16 protein-coding genes and 2 pseudogenes are annotated in these 19,350 nt (G+C 66.8%); 7 read left to right on the top strand and 11 right to left on the bottom strand.

What is annotated here, in order from left to right; all coding sequences use genetic code 11:
- The first annotated feature begins 6 nt into the window (after positions 1 to 6).
- From ACHBTE_RS16120 to ACHBTE_RS16110, 3 genes are all read left to right on the top strand, one after another.
- Positions 7 to 1,200 (top strand): MFS transporter, encoded by a 1,194-nt coding sequence (locus ACHBTE_RS16120; RefSeq protein WP_394724542.1) that lies wholly within the window; start codon positions 7 to 9, stop codon positions 1,198 to 1,200.
- Positions 1,200 to 2,186, top strand: coding sequence for a hypothetical protein (locus ACHBTE_RS16115; protein WP_394724541.1), 987 nt, complete (start codon positions 1,200 to 1,202; stop codon positions 2,184 to 2,186). Before ACHBTE_RS16120 ends, ACHBTE_RS16115 begins: the two co-directional genes overlap by 1 nt.
- A gap of 562 nt (positions 2,187 to 2,748) precedes the next feature.
- Entirely contained in the window at positions 2,749 to 2,949 is a 201-nt protein-coding gene (locus tag ACHBTE_RS16110) for a hypothetical protein (RefSeq protein ID WP_394724540.1), read from the top strand.
- On the opposite strand, the gene ACHBTE_RS16105 is transcribed toward ACHBTE_RS16110, so the two are convergent.
- Positions 2,912 to 3,142 carry a hypothetical protein gene (locus ACHBTE_RS16105; protein WP_394724539.1) on the bottom strand — a complete coding sequence of 77 codons (231 nt, stop codon included), beginning with the start codon at positions 3,140 to 3,142 and terminating at the stop codon, positions 2,912 to 2,914. The two genes, ACHBTE_RS16110 and ACHBTE_RS16105, sit on opposite strands and share 38 nt — an antisense overlap.
- On the opposite strand from ACHBTE_RS16105, the gene ACHBTE_RS16100 reads away from it, so the two are divergent.
- Positions 3,135 to 3,881 carry a transposase gene (locus tag ACHBTE_RS16100; RefSeq protein ID WP_394724538.1) on the top strand — a complete coding sequence of 249 codons (747 nt, stop codon included), beginning with the start codon at positions 3,135 to 3,137 and terminating at the stop codon, positions 3,879 to 3,881. The genes ACHBTE_RS16105 and ACHBTE_RS16100 overlap by 8 nt on opposite strands.
- A 195-nt stretch (positions 3,882 to 4,076) precedes the next feature.
- On the opposite strand, the gene ACHBTE_RS16095 is transcribed toward ACHBTE_RS16100, so the two are convergent.
- Positions 4,077 to 4,250 carry a reverse transcriptase N-terminal domain-containing protein gene (locus tag ACHBTE_RS16095; protein WP_394724534.1) on the bottom strand — a complete coding sequence of 58 codons (174 nt, stop codon included), beginning with the start codon at positions 4,248 to 4,250 and terminating at the stop codon, positions 4,077 to 4,079.
- Positions 4,251 to 5,060: 810 nt separating this feature from the next.
- Positions 5,061 to 5,609: an alpha/beta hydrolase gene (locus ACHBTE_RS16090; protein ID WP_394724532.1), complete on the bottom strand. Its 549-nt coding sequence runs from the start codon at positions 5,607 to 5,609 to the stop codon at positions 5,061 to 5,063.
- Between the two features lie 423 nt (positions 5,610 to 6,032).
- On the opposite strand from ACHBTE_RS16090, the gene ACHBTE_RS16085 reads away from it, so the two are divergent.
- Positions 6,033 to 6,380: a transposase gene (locus tag ACHBTE_RS16085; RefSeq protein WP_394724530.1), complete on the top strand. Its 348-nt coding sequence runs from the start codon at positions 6,033 to 6,035 to the stop codon at positions 6,378 to 6,380.
- Here the strand turns inward: ACHBTE_RS16085 and ACHBTE_RS16080 are convergent.
- From ACHBTE_RS16080 to ACHBTE_RS16055, 6 genes and pseudogenes are all read right to left on the bottom strand, one after another.
- The gene (locus tag ACHBTE_RS16080) at positions 6,333 to 6,746 is read right to left on the bottom strand and encodes a hypothetical protein (RefSeq protein ID WP_394724528.1); all 414 of its coding nucleotides are present in this window, start codon (positions 6,744 to 6,746) and stop codon (positions 6,333 to 6,335) included. The two genes, ACHBTE_RS16085 and ACHBTE_RS16080, sit on opposite strands and share 48 nt — an antisense overlap.
- A 175-nt stretch (positions 6,747 to 6,921) precedes the next feature.
- A complete protein-coding gene (locus tag ACHBTE_RS16075) occupies positions 6,922 to 7,674 on the bottom strand; it encodes an alpha/beta fold hydrolase (protein WP_394724527.1) in 753 nt (250 codons plus the stop codon).
- Positions 7,675 to 8,011: 337 nt separating this feature from the next.
- Positions 8,012 to 8,269, bottom strand: coding sequence for a hypothetical protein (locus ACHBTE_RS16070; RefSeq protein ID WP_394724526.1), 258 nt, complete (start codon positions 8,267 to 8,269; stop codon positions 8,012 to 8,014).
- Between the two features lie 138 nt (positions 8,270 to 8,407).
- Positions 8,408 to 8,893 (bottom strand): annotated as a pseudogene (locus ACHBTE_RS16065) (sensor histidine kinase); the annotation flags it as partial.
- A 435-nt stretch (positions 8,894 to 9,328) separates the two neighbouring features.
- Positions 9,329 to 10,090 carry a S1 family peptidase gene (locus ACHBTE_RS16060; RefSeq protein ID WP_394724524.1) on the bottom strand — a complete coding sequence of 254 codons (762 nt, stop codon included), beginning with the start codon at positions 10,088 to 10,090 and terminating at the stop codon, positions 9,329 to 9,331.
- A gap of 57 nt (positions 10,091 to 10,147) precedes the next feature.
- Positions 10,148 to 10,885, bottom strand: a complete 738-nt coding sequence (locus tag ACHBTE_RS16055; RefSeq protein WP_394724522.1) for a S1 family peptidase — start codon at positions 10,883 to 10,885, stop codon at positions 10,148 to 10,150.
- Positions 10,886 to 11,228: 343 nt separating this feature from the next.
- Between ACHBTE_RS16055 and ACHBTE_RS16050 the strand changes: the two are divergent.
- Positions 11,229 to 11,927, top strand: a pseudogene (locus tag ACHBTE_RS16050) (IS5 family transposase); the annotation flags it as partial.
- Positions 11,928 to 13,253: 1,326 nt separating this feature from the next.
- Here the strand turns inward: ACHBTE_RS16050 and ACHBTE_RS16045 are convergent.
- A complete protein-coding gene (locus ACHBTE_RS16045; protein ID WP_394724520.1) occupies positions 13,254 to 15,227 on the bottom strand; it encodes a phosphodiester glycosidase family protein in 1,974 nt (657 codons plus the stop codon).
- A 1,118-nt stretch (positions 15,228 to 16,345) separates the two neighbouring features.
- On the opposite strand from ACHBTE_RS16045, the gene ACHBTE_RS16040 reads away from it, so the two are divergent.
- Positions 16,346 to 16,861, top strand: a complete 516-nt coding sequence (locus tag ACHBTE_RS16040; protein WP_394724519.1) for an RICIN domain-containing protein — start codon at positions 16,346 to 16,348, stop codon at positions 16,859 to 16,861.
- A 282-nt stretch (positions 16,862 to 17,143) separates the two neighbouring features.
- Here ACHBTE_RS16040 and ACHBTE_RS16035 read toward each other — a convergent pair whose 3' ends face one another.
- Positions 17,144 to 19,270: a PQQ-binding-like beta-propeller repeat protein gene (locus ACHBTE_RS16035; RefSeq protein WP_394724518.1), complete on the bottom strand. Its 2,127-nt coding sequence runs from the start codon at positions 19,268 to 19,270 to the stop codon at positions 17,144 to 17,146.
- Between the last annotated feature and the right edge of the window lie 80 nt (positions 19,271 to 19,350).

The raw sequence follows: 19,350 nt of genomic DNA, 5'->3' as shown, positions 1-19,350 counted from the left end.
ACAGCGGTGAGCGGCAATGTGTTCGCGCTCGGCGCGGTCAGTCTGACCACAGATGTGTCCGCCGAGATGGTCACCGCGGTTCTTCCGCTCTACCTGGTGGTCGGGCTCCAGCTCAGCCCGCTGGCCTACGGTGTGCTCGACGGCCTGCACACCGGCGCCACTGTGGTACTACGTCTGGTCGGGGGATACATTGCCGACCGGATCAGGCGGCGGAAGGCGGTAGCCGGATGTGGTTACGGGCTCTCGGCCGTTGCCAAGCTCGGCCTGCTCGCCGCAGGAAGCTCGGCGACCGCCATAGGGCTGGCGCTCGGCGTCGACCGGGCCGGCAAGGGCCTGCGCACCGCCCCTCGGGACGCGCTCATCACGCTCTCCACGACGCCGGACGGCCTCGGGCGCGCCTTCGGGGTGCACCGATCCATGGACGCGGTCGGAGCCTTCATCGGCCCCGTGGCCGCCTTCGCCGTGCTCGGCCTGACAGGTCAGGCGTACGACGCCGTCTTCGTCACCAGCTTCTGCATAGCGAGCCTGGGCGTGCTGATGCTGGCGCTGTTCGTTCGCGACCAACGCCAGGAACAGCCCGCACGACAGACGGCCTCGCTACGTGAGGCCGCTCAGCTACTGCGCCGACCGCCGGTGGGAAGGCTGCTCGCCGCGGCGTGCCTGTTGGGACTGGCCACCGTTGGCGATGGCTTCGTCTACCTCCTGGTGCAACGTCGCGAAAATCTGGCGATCGGCTGGTTCCCACTGATGGCCGTGGGAACCGCCCTTGTGTATCTGCTGCTCGCCACGCCCATGGGCGCCCTCGCCGACCGTTTCGGCCGCCTGCCCGTGGTGACAGGGGGATACGCGGCCCTTGGCATCGTCTATCTGCTGATCTACGGTCCCTTGCGAGGATGGCCGCTACTGGTGACCATGCTGACGCTGCACGGCTTGTTCTATGCGGCGACCGACGGAGTACTCATGGCGCTGGCCGGCCCCGTCGTCCCTGAGCACCTGCGAGCCACCGGCCTGGCGCTCATCCAGAGCGGGCAGGCCGTGGCCTATCTGGTCTCCTCCATCCTGTTCGGCCTCGCCTGGCAGGTCTGCGGCCCGGTCGTCGCTAGCCGCATCGCCGCGTGCGGTGTGGTCGTGGCCATCGGAGCCACCCTCCTCCTCCTTCGCACCGCACAGACCACGCGAGCCCGCTCGGAGGAGCCCTGATGACGACCATGAGCCTACGGGCTCGTCTCACGATCACCGCTCTCGCCGCAACACTGCTCATGTCCCTCGCCCTGGGGTACGCGCGCCTGACCCGTGATTCTCACGGCGGCGAATCCGCCACCGCCACCGCAACCACGGCCACGGGGCTTGCCGGTGAGCGGATCCAGGTGCTGAGCAACGGCCGCCTCTCCACTGTCGCCCGTAGCGCTCCCAGCGGCCCTCGGCACATCAGCCGACTCCGGTGCGACCGGGCCTACGCCGGTGGACGCACGGTCGTGTGCCTCACCCCGGTCGGGGCGCTCGAGTCCGCCCGGCTGATCGTCCTCGACGCCGACCTGCGCGAGCAGCGGACCGTACCGCTCGACGGCTTCCCCAGCCGCGCACGAGTGTCGGCCGACGGTCGGATGGTCTCGTGGACACTGTTCATCGGCGGGCATTCGTATGCGAACGGCGAATTCGCCACCCAGACCGGCATCCTCGACACGACCACCGGCGAACTCGTCCGCTCGCTCGAAGTGTTCAAGGTGTTCCGGGAAGGAAAGCCGTACAGGGCAGCCGACATCAATTTCTGGGGCGTCACCTTCGCCGACGACGACAACCGCTTCTACGCCACCATGTCCACCAAGAACGCCCGCTACCTCGTCGAGGGCGATTTGGCGGCCCGTACCGTGCGCACTCTCACCGAGAACGTCGAGTGCCCCTCGCTCTCGCCTGACGGCACCCGATTGGCCTTCAAGCAGGCGATCGACGAAGATCCTGCGAAGGGTTGGCGGCTGTCCGTTCTCGATCTGCGCAGCATGCGGGTGACTCACTCGGCTGAGACGAGCAGTGTCGACGACCAGGCTGCGTGGCTGGACGACAGAACGCTCCTCTACGGGAAGCAACGCAGCGACGGCATCAATGACGTGTGGGCCGTCCCGGCCGACGGCGGGGGGCGCCCGCGTGTCCTCGTCCCCGAGGCGAATTCTCCGGCACCGATGAGATGAGCCGGTGACCGACACGATGATGATGCTGTTGGGGCTCAAAGGTTCTTCTCCGCATCGCTGAGATCGACCGTGAGCCCCAACGTCCCCGCGCATATCCCTGCCGACGCCTGGAGAGCCGTTGTCTTTTCGGGTGTGGGCTTTGAGTTTCCGCTGGTCAGGCATGGTTTTCGGTGTAGCCGGGGGCTTGGGCCGTTCTGTTCGTCGGGGGATGGCAAGGAGGCGCCTGGCGCCCGGTGGCTTCGGTGATGGGTTTGTTGGAGGAGTGTGAGACCGCTGCCCGGGTGCGGGTGGATGAGGTCCGGGCGGAAGCGGACGGGGTTGTGTCGGGGCTCGGTGAGGCCGAGGCAGTGCTGGAACGGCGGGTGATCGCTCGGGGTGAGGTGGCTGAGGCTCTGGCCGCTCCCGGGGCGGTGGTCGAGGAGCCTGTTGTGGATCCGTGGGACACGGCGTCAAAGGGCACCGGAGGCGAAGGGCGGGGCGCCGGCTGTCGGGTCGGTCGTGCCGCGGTCGGGAAGGCGCGGCGGCGGAGGCGCTCGCGCCGGACTGCCGGCGAATCGTGGAAATGCTGGAGGCCGAACTCACCGTTGGCGGGGCGGGGCTGATGGCGAAGGAGTTGACGGCCCGGCTCGGGCTGGGGGTGGTGCCGGCGAAGATGGAGGGGGCGCGGTCGAAGGCGAAGCGGCTGGTCGAGCGGGACTGGCTGACCCTCGCGCCGTCGGGCCGGTTCATGCCGCGAGCGTCTGCTCCTGACGCGGCGTCCTGACCGTCTGGCCCATGGCGGCGGTGCGGGCCGGACGCCGGGTCATGAGCATGCTCGCCGAGAAGTAGATGTACGTCTCGCTGCTGGCGGGCAGCGTCTCGTAGTCCCGGGCAGGCGCCTTGTGCTCGGCAGGCTCCGGCAAGGGAGCGACGAGTCTGCTGCGCGAGGCCCTGGCCACGGTGAGGGCGATGGGCATCACTGCGCAGATCATCGTCCGCGCCGACTCCGCGTACTTCTTCCACAAGGTCGTCGACGCCTGTCGCACGGCCAGCGTCCTCTTCTCCCTAGCGGTCGCGGTCAAGAAGACGGTCCGCGAGGCCATCGTGGACATCGCCGAGGACGCCTGGACGCCGATCGAGTACACCGACGCCGTCTGGGACGACGAGGGGGAACGCTGGGTCTCCGACGCGGAGATCGCTGAGATCCCCTGCACCGCATTCACCAGCAAGAAGGAGCAGTTCCACACCACGGCCCGGCTCATTGTGCGGCGTGTGAAACGCCTCAACCCCAAGAGCGTCCCCGAAGGCCAGGCCGAGCTGTTCGGCGTCTGGCGCCACCACGTCATCTTCACCGACAGCCGCTTCACCCTCGTCCACGCCGAGCCGATGCACCGTGAACACGCCGTGGTGGAACAGGTCCTCGCCGACCTGGAGGACTCCGCGCTCGGCCACCTGCCCTCGGGAATGTTCACCGCGAACGCCGCCTGGCTCACCCTCGCAGCCACGGCCTACAACCTGACCCGGGCCGCCGGCCACCTCGCCTCCACCTTCCACGCCAAAGCGCGGACTGGCACCATCCGCCGCCACCTGATCAACATCCCCGCCCGGATCGCCACCGGCGCCCGCCGCCTCACCCTGCACCTGCCGCAACGCTGGCGCTGGGAAGCCGACTTCGCCGACGTGTGGACGGCTACCGGACAGCGCATGGTCACCTGACCCGCATGACCGCCCGGTTGGCCCACGACCCGAAAGACCTTGGAGCCCCCGCACCGGACGGCCACCCGGCGATCACCGCTGTCCGCGCACGAAGAAGACACCGAAACCCCGCCCAAGATCGAAGATCAGAATTCACGCGGTGGATCGAGGCTCAGATCCTCAGGATCCAGTGTCTCGTGTGTCCAGAATCAAGGGTCAAGGCCCCACCTTCTTCAGGTCGCCTTCCTGCGTCGCCTTGAAGATTCTTCGTCTCAGTCGCCGTACCTGATCCTCGCACTCGGCCCAGTCGATGCTGTGCCAGTCGATTCGCACATCCTCTGGTCCGTTCGCACGGGAAGAACAGCGCGGCTCGCTTACCCATCGCGCCATCAGCCGCTCCCTGCGTCCAACTTGCCCTTCGTTCTGGTTCCGTCACCAGATCTCTTCAAAGGCTCACCTGGCCCACGTGGGCGCCCTTTCGGGCCGGGCCACTCGGACCCGTATCCGACGGGTTATACGGAGGCGGGAGCCGTCCGCTTTTCCCTGGCCTTTCGGCCTATCGGCCTTCGCTTCTTGGGCCATCCTGTTCCCGCCGGGGAGTTGATCCTTCCTCGCGGTCGGACAACCGGGATCTCCCGGACCCCGACGGGGTTTCCACATTCCGTACTGACAAGATGCGACTGGGGTGGGTGCGCCTCCTCTACCCCGGGACCGGTGGTGTCCTGGCCTCGCCAGCGAGGCCACGAGGGTCACCTGACGTGCTTCCACGCCGGGTCCTGAGCTGCCACTTGCATCACCATCGCGCAGCCGATCAATCACGAGGCATTGCTGGAGGTTCGCATTTGCTCACCCGTCCAGTCTTCCCTCTTAGCTTGTTGCCCCCCGATGGCCGGGACGCTCTTGAGCGTGGTCGTCCAGCTTCATACCCTGCCGTTACCAGCGACGCATGTGGACGCAGAGGACAGGCCATGGACACTGGCCTGGGCGATGTCAACTCCCTTCTGAAATAGGCCATTTGTTCAGTGCCACCTCGTGTCGCACCCCTCCATTTGATCCCGTTGTCGCAATGCCGTTGCTTGAGAGGTGCAAGTGTTTCCTCTCCCAGGCACGGTGACCGCCGGGGTGCGTGCCGTCCCGTAAAGCGATCAACGGCTACGAAACTCTTGTCAGAGCCACGTTCATGTGTACGCCGACAGCCGGTCAGCCGTTGCTGTGGCAGGTGAGGTTCTTCTCCGGGAGTCGGCCTGTGGCGAGGTAGGTGTTGACGGCGTCGTCCGCGCAGGGGCTGGTTCCGTAGACACCGTGTCCCACACCGTGATGGACCGTGACCATCCTGGAGCCCTTCATGGCCTTGTGGAGGCCGGTAGCCCCGACCAGAGGGGTCTGGGAGTCCCATTCGTTATTCACGATCAGCGCACCGGCCGTATTGTCCACGATGGTCGTGGGCTCGGTGGCCTTCGGCCAGAACGCGCAGGCGTTGATGTTGGACGCGGAGCCCGCGGACAGCGGATTGTTCTGCTTGTCCTCGGCCGCGTCGCGGCGGTACTGCTCGGGGTTTCGCGGCCAGGAATCGCTGTCGGCACACGTCACACTCCAGTAGGCGGAGTGGAAGTTGTCGGTCGCGCCGGACTCTGCGAACGGTTCGGCAGCCGGTTTCCCGTGGGCCTCGGCGGCGGGAGCCTTGGCGGGGTCGGCCGTCGTATTGAGTCCGGCGATCGTCCTGGCGGCGTTGTCGACGTCGTAGAACACGGTGGGGAAGCCGGAGACGAAATCATGGACCGGATTCGGGGCGGGCCTGTTGAAGAGGGCCCAGAACGTGTCGCGGACCTTGTCGGGGGTGTCTCCCAGCCCGTAGGTGGCGTGCCGCTGCGCGGTCCATTGCGTCCACCGGATGAAGGCCCTGTCCGTGTCCTGCGCCCTGTCCTGGGAGTACTGAACTTGATTGGGTGATGTCGGGGATGTTTGCCTGACGCCGGCCTGTCGGCTGCGGTAGCTGTGGGGCTGTGAGGTACGCGCAGGGCGGCGGGCTGACCGACGCCGAGAGAGCCGCGCGGGAGCGGATCCGGCTGCAGGCCGTGGAACGCTTGGCGTAAGGGGGAGCCGAAGGGCTTCGGCTGGCGGGACCTCCGCGACCTCTTGGTGCGTGCCCGCATCCAGCTCGGTGGACCGATCGTGCTGGTCTGGGACAACGTCCGCCTCCACCTGACCGCCGGGATGCGGGAGTTCATCGCCGCGAATGCCGCCTGGATCACCGTGTTCCAACTCCCCACCTACGCGCCGGACCTGAATCCGCAGGAGGGCATCTGGTCGCTGGTCAAACGCGACATTGGCAACCTCGCCGCAGCCGACCTGGGCCAGATCACCAGGGCCGTGAAGCGCAGGCTCAAGCAGATTCAGTACCGCCCGGATTTCGTCGACAGCTGCCTTGCGGGCACCGGCCTCATCACGGACCTGACCGGCGCTGCAGGTTCGTCAGTCGCCGTAGTACCGGTCGTAGGAGGCGGAGCGCTCCTCCACTGAGAAGCCCTCGAATTCACCGTCCGCCTCGAGCTCGCGCAGTCGATCCAGTGCCGCCGTCGCAGCAGGTGCACGGTTGGCCGAGAGGTGGGCCTTCGTCGCGTCGAGCCCGTGCCCAAGCAGGAATTCGATGTCGATCGAGCACGCTGCGTCGAAGCTGGCTTGCTTCGCACTCCAGATCAGGAGCACGTCGTCGAGGTCGCCGCTGTTGAACAGATGGAAGCAGCAGAGCCTCATCAGCTCGGTGTCGCCCTCGCCCTGGGAGCGTCGCTCACGCGCCGTGTGCTCCCGGAGGAGTGTACGGATCTCGTCGAGGGCCGCGTCGACGGGGCGAAGCCCGTAGCGGCGCCAGCATTCCTCGGCATCCATCACTGGTCTCCTTGATCGTCCGGCCCGGCCCGTGGCCTATCGGCCCCACCCATCGCCGTTCGGTCGGACGACGGCCCCTCTGCCGGTCACAGTATGCACACCGAGGGCCGGCCCATGTGGGTCGGCGGTCACCGGCGCAGGTAACCGATGGCCCACGCCACCCGACATCACCCAATCAAGTTGAGTAGCCCCGCCAGACGCGTCCGGGGTCCACCGCGCTGTCCAGGACGAAGCGGTCGGCCCGTTCGGTGAACATCTGGGTGAATACTGCTCCGAGATAGGTTCCGTAGGAAATGCCGAGGTAGGAGATCTTCTTCTCGCCCAGTGCCCCGCGGATGACATCCATGTCGCGGGCTACGTTCCGGGTGGTGATGTGCTCCAGGACCCCGCTGTTCTTGCCCTGGCATTTCTCCGCGATGGCCCGAGCCTGTGATACATCGTTCTCGAACGTCTCGGGTCGGTAGGCAGGGCCGCTGAGGGACAGTTCCTGGTCTGTCAGGCCGCAGTTGACAGGAGCGCTCCGGCCCACGCCTCGCGGATCGAAGCCGATCAGGTCGAAGCGGCGGCTGACGGAATCCGGAATGATCTTTTCCTTCAGTATCATCGCCGGCAGGGTGAGTCCCTCGCCGCCCGGGCCGCCCGGATTCATGAGAAGGACGCCATGGCGTTCGGACGGTTCACTCGCCTTGATCCGCGATACTGCGATCCTGATCGTCTTCCCGTCCGGCCGACTGTAGTCGAGAGGTACTTCGACGTCGGCGCACTCGGCGGGCCCGCCGTCACCACAGGACTGCCAGTCGAGTCTCTGATCGAAGTACCTCGACAGCGCCGCGTCGCCAGGCGCGGCCGCCCCCGCCAGAGCGGCCAGCGGGACCGCGGCCGCCGCTACTCCCAGCGCCACGGTAGAGGCTATTCGTTTGCTCCACATACTGGAGATCCCTTCACAGTCCGTCAGTGCGCAGACAGAGCTTCTTCAACTTGCCCACCGATCGGGTGATGGCCGGGCGCGCACCGGTGGGCGTGAGCGGCCTGCTGATCGAGGTTGGACAGGTGTCAACCTTGAGAACCTCACCACCCTTGCGAGACCAAGCTGAAGAAGCTCACTGAGTGCCTTGCCGGTCGCAGTGATGTAGTCGGTCTCGGTCATGAGAACGCTCTGCCGTTGGCGCCGGTCTGCTTCTTGCCCTCCATGACGAAGGACAGGTGCCCTCGACGCCGTCGTTGTTGTCGAAGGTGCGCCCCAGTTGTGGCGGCGGTCCGGGCGGCTACCGGTTACGGGCCCGCAGGATCGAGCGGCCCAGCGCGCCGACAGCGAGGAGCGTCCCGCTCAGGAACAGCGCGATCGCGCCGAGCGCGCCGGCGGGCTGCCAATTCTCACCCGCATTCGCGTTCGTAGTGAACGCGCCGACGATCAGCAGCACGGCGGCGAGGGCGGTGAGCGCACCAGCGCCCAGCATCCCCATGGCCAGACCACGCTGCGCCCGGCTGGGCTGGTCGGTGAGGGCGTTGTCGGAGGTGTTCATCGGTCTTCTCCTCTGAGTGCGGAAGCACTGGTTGCATTTCGAAGAGTGGCCTGCGAACGTGTCGGGGCGTGCGCTGGCGTGTATCAGCGACCGCACCGGTTGCGGCATTTCTGCAGCAACGCCTCGGCCGCGCGGACGTCAATCCGGCAGGCGCGCCGTTGCCACGGCTCCACCGTCGGGGGCGTTGGCCAGACGCAGTTCGGCGCCGAGCAGGCCAATTTGGCCGAAGGCGATGGCCAGGCCGAGGCCATGGCCGGGGCCGCGTTCGGCGGCGCCGGCGTCGAAGCGGCGCGGGCCGTGCCGCAGCAAGTCCTCCGGGAAGCGGCTGCCGCTGTCCCGGACTACGACGGTGCGCCCCTCGACGGCAACCTAGACCGGCGCAGCGCCGTGCCGGTGGGCGTTGACCACCAGGTTGGCGACGATCCGTTCGAGGCGGCGCGGATCGGTCTCCACGGCCTCGGCGACCACCGCTCCGAGCGGCACCCGGGTGCGGATTGGCTGCTCGGCGCCCGCGTCCAGCCGGGAGATCTCCAGCAGGTCCCGCACCCGGGCGCGGATCAGGTCCTCCGTCTCGCCGGGCGGCAGGAGGTCGGTCACGGCCAGCAGACCACCGACGGGCGTGCGTGTCGGCGTACACCCGCACGTGGCCCTGGCAAGATTTTCGTGAAGTGGGGCTGTGCCTCCGTGTGCCGGTGACACACCGTCACGGTCAGCGGTACCTCGGGCGAGTGTGATGACCTCGTACGAACTGTGTCGCCGCACCTGGATGTGGTGCGGGTGGAACGAGTGTGGTCGGCGGGTGGTGTGGTCCATATCGCGGCCCGTACCCGTGAGTTGCGGGTGGCGTGTCCGGACTGCGGCCGTGAGTCGGCGCGGGTGCACAGCCGTACGGTGCCGGCGGCGCCTTCAGTGCCCCGGCAGCGTACTGGTGGGCCCGGGCCGAGGTGGAGGCGATGTTGATGTCCAAGACGATCTCGCCCTTGGCGTCGGAGACAGCCTGGACATGCTGGAGCCGGAAAATCGGGGCGGCCGACAGGCCGCCCCGTCGCAACCCATCCATCACTTGAGTTGTTTGGTGACTTCGCGGGAAAATGCCGAGACCCGGGTGAAGACGCCGGCGGTGGGCGTGGCGGCAGTGCTCTGGGACAGCCAGCTGACAATCCCGATCAATTTGCCGTCGGCGACAAGCGGACCGCCGCTGTCGCCTTCGTAGAAGTGGTCGCCTGTGACCCGGTTGTTGGCGCAGACGTGAATCTTAGGATCGAAATCGCCTCCTGGGTTGAGCCGTTGGCATGTTCGGTCTGGCAGGACCCGCAGTCTTGCGGATCGCAATACGTTCGCCGTGCGCTGGTCGTTGTCCAGCATTCCCCAGCCGTAGACCCGTGCGCTCGTGCCAGGACGGTACGGATCCGCATTCGCAGCGGTGGCGATGGGCAGCGGGGTATACCGCGATGGCATTGGCTTGCCGAGCGTGAGGACGGCGACATCGTTCTCCAGGTGGCTGCCGAATCGCGGATGAACCCAGACCTTGGTCACCTTGCCCATGCTGCCGTCGTGGCGGCGCAGGTCCGTGCGGCCGGCGACAACTCCCAGATCGGTGGGGTGCTCGTCAATGACGCAGTGAGCGGCGGTGACGACTTTCGTCGGACTGACCAGCGTGCCGCCGCAGAACTGCCCCGATCGCGGGTACTTGTCGGTCTGCCGCCACAGGTTGATCGCCACGGTCCATGGAGCGGCGGTCGTACTGGATTTCTGTCCGCCGACGATCGCCTGGGCGGTGTGGGTCGGCAGGATGGAGATGCCACAGCTGACAAGCGCCATAGAGCATGCCAGGACCGTCCAAAGTGTGGACCTTAGTTTTCGTGTCATTGGAACCCCCTACCCGGCTATCAAGTTCTTGAGGAGCGGGTAGTAGGAGGCGGTCTTCACCGCGACGCCCGGATAGAGGCCGTCGGTGCAGCTGTCGCCACCGCTGATGACGCCGACGAGCCGCCCCTTCACCACGACTGGTCCCCCACTGTCCCCGCTGCATGCGCTGACTCCGCCCGTGGGGTAGCCCATGCACATCGTGTAGGCCTTCTTGTACCTGCGGGTGCCGTACGCCGTGATGCATCCCTCGTCGCCCCTGTTGGGTATCAGTGCGGTCTGCAGCGGCGGCACGCGCTTGTCACCCTCGCGGCCGGTTGTGGTGCCCCATCCCAGGACTCTCGTGGGCGTCCCCTCCTTGTACAGCTTCTGCTGCGCCGGGGTGGCGAGAGGCAGCGTTCGGTAGGACATGGGGGCGTTGAGGGTGAGGACGGCGATGTCGTGCGCGTACGTACTACCGCTTCCGTCGCTCTTGGCCTTGGGGTGGATCCACAGCTTCGTCACCTTGCGAACGGTGCCCTTGCGGGTGTTCTTCAAATTCTCCCGTCCGCCTACCACGCGAACGTCCCGCACGGTGGCCGGACTTACGCAGTGGGCCGCGGTCAGCACCTTGCGCGGCGCGACGAGCGTGCCCGCGCAGTCCGGACGCTTCACGTCACCCGACGTCAGGGCAACCGTCCAGGGGTACTTCTTGATTTCGGCCCGGTCTCCTCCGATGACCGCGGCCGCGGGCGGGCTGGGCGAAACCATCACCACCCCTGCCAAGGCCGCTGCCGTCAAAGCGGCGCCCACCAAGGCACCGCGGAGTGTTCTTCCTGTACTCATCCCATCTCCAAGATCAATCGGACGGAGTCTCTGGTGGAGAGCCTCCGAACCGCAGCGCAGTTGCCTTGAGAGGCGGACTGTGCATGTAGGTGAGCAGAGAGTGTCGTAGGTTGTTGCTGGTGAATCGGTCGGCGGTCGCGTTGTACGCGGACGTCTACGGCACTCTGCTGGTGGATGCCGCCACGCGGCTGCCGATCGAGTTGTGGGCCGGGCGCTTCGCCGAGCAGTCGGCGGCCTGGCCGCGTGCGCCTCCCGGCGTCGAGGTGGTGTGCCGGCCCACCACGACGCGGCCGGGATGCACCTCGACGAGGACGTCGTCACCGCCCTGGAGAAAGCCGCCACCGAGGAGGAGAAGGCCAGGTCAAAGAGGGCGGCCTCGCAGAACAAAGAGGGCAGGAGACCGAAAGCGATCCGCACGGGAAGAACGACGACGCGTCCGGCGTCGGCGGAGACTCCGACTGAAGGCCGCCCTCCTCGGACGCTCCAGGGGCGGGCAGACCAGCAAGGTCCACCTCGCCGCCGACCGCAAGTGCCGCCCGCTGGCGTTCATCCTGACCGCGGGCCAGGCAGCGGACAGCCCACAGTTCATCCCCGTCCTGAAGAAGGTGCGTGTGCGCGGGCCCGTCGGCCGCCCTCGCACCCGGCCGGATGCAGTCGCCGGAGACAAGGCTTACTCGCCTCGCGGCAACCGTGCCTACCTGCGCAAACGCCGTATCAAGGCGGCATTCCGGAGAAGAGGGACCAGGCCGCCAACCGGAAGAAGAAGGGCAGTGGAGGCGGTAGACCCGTCAGTCACGACACCGAGCTTTACAAGGAACGGAACACCGTCGAGCGGGCGATCAACAAGATGAAGGCATGGCGAGGCATCGCCACCCGCTACGACAAGACGCCGGGGAGCTACCTCGCCGGACTCCACCTCCGGGCCTCCATGATCTGGATCAAGGACCTCACACGAGCGGCCCATTGATCACAACCGAATACGCTCCCTAGGACTGACGTCGCGATGCGCGCTGCTGCTCGCCCTGCCCGTCCTCTCCCGAACCGGACTCACCGGCCTTTCCCGGCGCCGGTGACACGGCGGCTTCGGTCGGCGCCGGACTGGCCGGCTTGTCCCTGTCAGGCGAGCCATCGCCGCAGTACCCGCCGACAGTGAACATGAGGGCAAGCGCTCCCCCCAGCGCGAGGGTGGCCAGAACCACCACTCGCCTACTGGCTGCCGCCCCGACCGTGTGGTCCACCTTGCCCCGACAGCGGCAACCGCCCACAGCCGGGCCGCCGCCCGCCGCACCTTCTGGCGCCGCGGCGGGCACCTCCTCGGTGACCCCGCTGGGTGACGCTGCGGTGGGAGCCCCACGTCCGGTGCGTGGGAGAACACCGTCGTGACCGTGCACGGCTGGAGTCGTGGCAGGCACATCGTGGACCGCCGAGGGAGGCTCGGGACGGGTGGGCTTCGTAAGTGAGGACTCCTCCTCACAGGCCCCGGCAACCGTGGCTTCCCGGTCTTCCGCGGAATCGCGAGTGATCGGCTTCGGTTGCAGCGACTCAAATACCGCGCGCACTGCGTCATGAGGGCTCAGCGCCGGACAGAAGTGCGTGGTCTGCAATTCGAGGACTGCTCCACAGGTGAGGCACTGCTTCGTCGCCACTGGTGTTCCTCCTTCGACGGAACGCCCGATGTCCACGCACGGACCTGAGCCGTGTGGCGCGCTGAGGGCGAGCGGACGGTGCACGACGACGGCACGTACCAGTCCGGCCCCCCTCGTCACGAGGGCCTTCCGGGCGAGGGGGTCTCGTATCCCTCTCAAGCCCGGAAGGCCCTCTGTCGGAGGCCTGAGCAGGCCTCCTGCCGCCGTGACATGGGGGTTCAACGGCGGCGCCCCCCTCCCACGCCGACCCCCCTCACTCCGCCGGCACGCTGCTCGCGTCAGGGGGGTGCCCATGGCGCTCTGCGTGCCGGCGAGGTGCCGACGTGGGACGTGGTGTGGGCATCAGGGCATGATCCGCGCTGATGCGACGACTGCGCATGGCGATGTTCATGATCAGAACCTGAGGCCCTTCTGGGGACAGCGGAAGCGATACATCAAAGTGTGGCGGGGGAGTGAGGCGGACAAACATCCGTAGGTCTACCTACCTCCCTACGCAATCAAGGCCATGGGTAGTGGCAAAAAAGGGTTCGGGTCACTCACCCCGTTGCACGCTGATGGGGCGAGGCGCCGATCCGCAGGTCAGGCCTGCTGCCTGCTTGACCTGCTGATCGGCGCCTGCTGGGTCGGCCTGGTGGCCTGGGCGGCACTCAGCAAGTGGGTGCAGTTGGCTTCCAGACACCGGCCCAGTTTGTGGGTCCTCCCGGCTCAGAGTTCTGGTTCCACCATTGGGCTCGCCAAGTTCTGCCCGCGTAAGTGACAGTGTCACCTTGTTTGTAGGCGGAGTAGCGGTCCCAAGTGGGAGTCGCGCAGGCACCTGCATCTCCGGTGGTTCCGGAATCAGAAGAGACGTTGCCCGGGGACACGGGTGGCTCTACGGATGGCACGGATGGTGCCGAGGGAACGGACGACACGGGTGGCTCTGCGGGGGGTGCGGAGGGCACGGCCGGCGCGGATGGCACGGTTGGGCCGCCCGGCACCTGGTTTTCCGATGTGGTGAGAAGCAGCGCGTTGCCGACCGGGCGTTCACCGGAACCGGGGGGCGGTGTGGTGAGCATGGTGCCGTTGTGCGCCATGGTGCTGGATCCACCGCCGTCGAGGTTCATGGCGCTGGTGGCATTGAGGCCCTTCATGAGGTTCGCGGCCTCGTTCAGGGAGAGGCCGTCGCTCTTGCCGGGATCGCGTCCGTTTGCGGTCACGAGCAGAACGCGGCCTTCAGCGTCCACGCCGATCAGCGTCCGGGGGTGGCGCTTGAGTCCCCAGGCGTATGCGAAGTCCGGATCGCCGAGGCGCTCGATTCCGTCGGCGCCGTAGTCGACTGCGACTTGGCCCTGCTGGACCAGTTCGGGTCCGCCGCTGACGATGTCGTCATCCGGGCCGAGGTCGACGCGTCGGCCTTGCTCGTCCACGATGGTGTGCTCGAGCTTCAGCTGAGTGCCCTTCTGGGCGTGCTGGCGCAGCCAGTCCGCACCGGTGCCGATTCCGGCAAGGATGCTGCCGTCGGCCGGTACGTCGTGGCCACGCTTCTCGTGCAGCTCGATCACGCGGTGACCGGCGTCCAGCACGGCCTCCACACCTTCACCGGCCGGCGTCGGTATGCCGAACTGTCCTGTGTACTGGACCACTTCATCGGCGTCTGTGCAGGAGACATCGTGCTGCGGACGTTCTGTGGGCTTGTCGCCGCCGGTTCCACCGCAGTTCTGGATCCTCCCGAGTTCGCGATTGATGCCGTCGATGTCGAGGTTTCCGCCCGGACCGCCCACGCGCAGCTGGGTGCTCAGGTGCTTGAAATCGATGGTGAAGCCGTTGCCGCGCAGTATCGCCGCGATGCGTCCGTTGGTGGCCGCGCTTTGCAGGGCGCCCGCGTACGCGGTGATGCCTGCGGCCGTGCCCCCCAATCTCTTGTCCCGTACATTCACATCGAAGAAGCCACCGTTGATCGCGAGCAGGGCGTTGTCCTGTTTCGCCGTCGCCGTGACGCTCTCCTGGCTCGCGACGGCCTTGCCGTAGCTTGCCTTGAGGGACCCCTTGAACTTCGCCGGGTCGATGATCGCGATGACCGCCTGAGTCTTGCCGCTGCCGGGGGTGCCGTCCGCGCCAGTCCATTCCACGGCGGTCTTCGTGAAGCCGGCGGCTGCCAGAGCGCGGCTGTGGGCCTCCGCTTGAGTCCTGCCCTGTGCCGGGCTGTCGCCCTTGAATTGGCCCACGCGGACCCGGACGCCGAGCAGCCCGGTGCGGTCGGCCCCTGTCGGCCATTCGATGCGCTCGGCCCGGGGGGTGAAACCAGCCTTACGGAGCTTGTCCTGCAGTTCCTGCGCTTCGCCCTCGGTGAGAAGCTGTCCCCCGGCCAGGCGGTCGTCTGCGTCGCCGCCGACTCCCGATCCGGCCTGCTGCCTCTTCATCGTGATCGTGTAGAAGTCTGCCGCCGAGCCACCGGGAAGCTCCCCTTGGTACAGCTCCAGCCCGGCCTGAGGTGAGGTGTGCTTCAGTTTCTCCAGCACCGCAGGAGATGTGGGTGGGTCGGCATCAGCGCCGAACACGTGGATGGGAACGGCCAGCGAAGCGGTGACGAGGATGGCCATCTGTGCGGCTCTGAGCCGAGTGGGGCGTGCGCTGTGCTTCATTCCGTTCTCCTTCTCGACGAGGCAGGACACTGCGGAGGCGAGCATGCCGGTGTGGTCGCGGCGCGGTGCCAAGAACGAGGCCGCTCAGCACGGTGGTCGACGGCGTCGGTCTACGACGATCCAGTGCGTGCCAACCCGCGGGGCGACGTCGTCCGTTGACATCGTTCCTCCTGATGGACGTGGAGTGAGGCAGCTTGAATCGTGCGCTCCTCGGGTGCGGTTGCTGCGGCCGACGCCATGGAGCTCGGCGCCGGCCCACTTGTCCGTTGTTCTTCGGTTCGGCCGTGACTACGCAGCGGCCGGTCACGCCTGGCAGCGCTTAAAGAGGATGCTCACGCCAGGCCATCCCGTGAATGGAGCGGAAAGTGTGCAGAGATGCTAAAGCCGACGCGCTGAGTGTGGTCCGCTCGACGAAATCGTGAGTCCCGCTCCAGCGAGGATGTGCAAGCGTGCGTGGCCAAGGGCGGGCCAGGTCGCCCCGGCCGGCACGTTCTCGGCCCTGTCCGCTCCATGCCGACCCTTTCCCTCGGCCGCGGCGACGGACTCTTGATGTGCAGCCCTTGGTGTGCGGGCGATGGGCCGCGTCGTTGGTGCAAGGTCCGCGATTCTTCGTGGCTGTGTAACAGCCACGTGACGAGCCAAGATGCCCGGTTCTCTGCCGACTCTCGAACGGCAGGACAAACGCAACGGACCGCAGGGCACCCGTCCCGGAACTGCCCCGCTGTCCACGAACACGGGAGTAATCATGACCAGGGCAAAGTCGAGAAGCGGTCTTGGTTGGAAGCGGGGCTTGCTGGCGGGCGTACTCGCGGCCGGTACCGCACTGGGGGGACTTGCAGCCACAGGATCGGCGACAGAAACGGCCACCGCGCGGTCGACGCAGGCGCAGGAATCAGAGGACTGGCCCGTCACCGTCACGCGGGTGACCCGGGATTCCGCATTCGTCAGTTGGAGCAGGATCGACGGAGCGACTGGCTACGACATCCTGATCGACGGTGCCGTCGTAGCCGAAGATCTGCGCGGGACCTCTGGACGAGCCCTCCACCTCCGGCCAGGTACCGAGTACGAACTCACCGTGTACGCACGTCTTCGCGACGGCCAACTCTCGCAGCTGGGCCGTGCAATACGCTTCCACACGATCTCCGCAGGAAAGGCAGCCTCGCAAGCTGATCGCCCTGCCGAGCAGCAGAACAACTGGGGCCAGCAGCCAGTTCCAGCGCGGTCAGCACTACCTGATACTGAACAACCGCAGCGGATTCGCGGCGGACATCGAGGATGCCTCGACCAAGGCGGGTGCGAGGGTCATCAGTTACCCGCGTCACGCCGGTCCAAATCAGCAGTGGCTCTTCGAAGGCCGGAGGAACGGATACTTCAGGATCAGATCCGTGCAGTCAGGGAAGTGCCTCCAAGCTCATGGAGTGCGAAGAACCGTCGTGCAAAGGAAGTGCGGGAATTCCATGGCGCAGCAGTGGAAGCTGCCCCAACAGGGCGATGCCTACTTCATACAATCCCGGAGCCGTTCGCTGGTCCTGGGTGAACGACGGCGCAACACGGGAGACCTGGTTCTGCAAAGGATGAGCTATCGCGCTTCTCACTACCAGACTTGGGTGATGGAGAAACCGGTGGCCTACTGAGGCCGGGGAAGGAGATGACTCGCCGTCGCCTCAGCATCGAGGGCCGGGGGGCCAGAACGCAAGAGCCGGGCCACGAAGCGCAGCAGCAGGTCGTAATGGCGGCGCGACGCCGCGGGATATGCTGCCGTGTACCTGCACGCCAAAAGGCGGCAACCAGGCCGATGCGGAGCGGGTTGGTCCAGCAGCTCATCGCGCGCTGAGGCGACTCGGGCATCTGACCGGACACCAGAACCGCTAGTCGATGCTCTCACCGTATGCCCTCACAGAAGCCGACACATGAGGTCAGGTCGTCTTCGGCGGATGGTTGACGTCGAAGCTGAAGACCTTGCCGCCGGCGCTGGTCGCGACGAGCGTTTCGTCGATGAGTACGGGAGGCGCCGGCGCGCCCGTGTTGGCCTCTGTGTCAGGGAGGCCGGCGCGTGCCGGTGAGGCCCACATCTCGCGTCCGCTGGAGCGGTCGAGCGCGACTACGCGACCGGTCGCGGTGGCCAGGTACAGCGCGTCGTCTCCAACCGCGGGCGCAGAGAGGCCATCGGTGGACGTGCCGGTGCTCCATCGCGCCCGGCCCGTCGCCATGGCAATGGCGTGAACCGAGCCGGTGGCCTCGTCCACCGCATACAGTGTCCCGTCACTCAGGACCACCTTCAGCGTGGACAGTGGTTTCGCCAATGGGTGCCGCGTGAACTTCCGCGTGGGGACATCGAACTCGACGAGGGCAACCACACTCAGTGACAGGTCCTCCGCGGGCTTCGCTTCGACGAAGTGCATGACACCGTTCGAATGGTCGGCGAGGCTCAGAGTCAATCCGTTGTGCCGTGCGGTCCACAGGGTATGGCCCTCGTCCGGGGAGAGCGCGATCACCAGGGTGTCGTGGCGCCCCTTTCCATACAGTCCGTCGGAGCACAGTGCGTACACGGCATCCCTCGTACCCGTGTAGTCGCAGCCGTCAGCGATCTTCTTCTTCCACAACTGTCGGCCGCTGCGGGAGTCGTAGGCCCGCACCCCACCGTCCAGGTCGGCGTCAAGCACCGTGGACCCACCGAAGAAGAACGCTTGCCTTCCCCAGATCGCCTTCTTCTTCCAGCGAAGCTTCCCGCTGTCCGAGTCGAGGGCCTCGATGCCGGTGACTGAGTACTCCTCGAGGGATGCCTCCAAGGAAGGGTTGCTCTCTTCCCGTTGAGAGAAAAGCAACCCACCGGCCGCGCCGAGGATGTCTACTGCCATCGGAGTGTCACCCTCGTGCCTCCACTCCATCCTTCCATCAGCCCTGCTCAGTCGGGCGAGCGGGATACCCCCGCCCCCGCAGTACAAGGCTCCGTCGAGGTCGTGGCACTCTGGTTGGCCCAGGTAGCCGTAGCCCTGCAAGGTGGTCTGCCAGGGCCTCCAGCCTGGGGCCTTCGACGAGTGGGCGGCCCTGTTTTCGCCGGCCAGGTTGAGCACCGTCAGTGGCGTGGCAGTACACACGACCGCGACAGCGACCGCGACGAGCGGGATTGTGCGTCGGCGTCGGCGTCTGCGTCCGGTTGCGTTCGGCAACACACGGGGAGGGGTGCCCTTCGGGGGCGTTTGCTCGGCGGACGAAGGATCACGGATCGCTCCACTCCCCGCTCGCAACTGGCTCAGCAGCGCCAGCAGTTCGGCCGGACTTGGGCGCCTCTCGGGATCCTTGCTCAGACAACGGGTGACGATGCCATGGAGCCCCTCCCCGAGCCCTTCCAGATTCGGCTCCACGTGCACAACCTGGTACGCCACGATGTGCGGGCTTTCGGCGTCGAACGGGCCACGGCCTGTTGCGGCGAAGAGCAGCACCGAGGCGAGAGCGAAAATGTCAGCGGCCGGGCCAACCTCACGAGGGGCGAGGAATTGCTCGGGCGCCATGAACGGTGGCGTGCCCACGAGCTGCCCGGTCTGTGTCAGCAATTCGCTGCCTTCGAGGGCCCGTGCGATGCCGAAGTCGATGACAAGGGGTCCGTTCTTGCCGATCAGGACGTTCGCGGGTTTGAGGTCGCGGTGAACCATGCCTACCCGGTGGATGTCGCGCAACGCCTCGGCCAGTCCGATGGCGAGCTCGATCAGCGCCTCCCCGCACAGCGGCCCCTGTCGCCGAACACGTTCACCCAGCGTTTCGGCGTCGACGTACTGCGTTGCCATCCAAGGCGGAACCGCATCGGGATCGGCGTCGACCACGGGAGCCGTGAACGCCCCACTCACCCGCCGCGCGGCCGCGACCTCCTGACGAAAGCGAGCCGTGAACTTGGGATCACCGACGAACTGCTGGTGAATGACTTTCACGGCGACCTGCCTGCCAGATGGTGAACGCCCCAGGTAGACCGTACCCATGCCCCCCATGCCAAGACGGCCCTCAAGCACATATCCCCCTATGACCCTTCGGTCTCCATCCCGCAGCATCCCGCCTCCTTGCATCCCTCCCCCCGACCGCACATCGGTCCGCGTAGGCGAAATTGCCCCGCATGGTCAAGCGCGGTACG

It is taken from the genome of Streptomyces sp. M41 (assembly GCF_043673425.1).
Classification (GTDB): Bacteria; Actinomycetota; Actinomycetes; order Streptomycetales; family Streptomycetaceae; genus Streptomyces.
The sequence above is the reverse complement of the archived record's forward strand: the minus strand, read 5'-3'. Positions and strand labels throughout refer to the sequence as shown.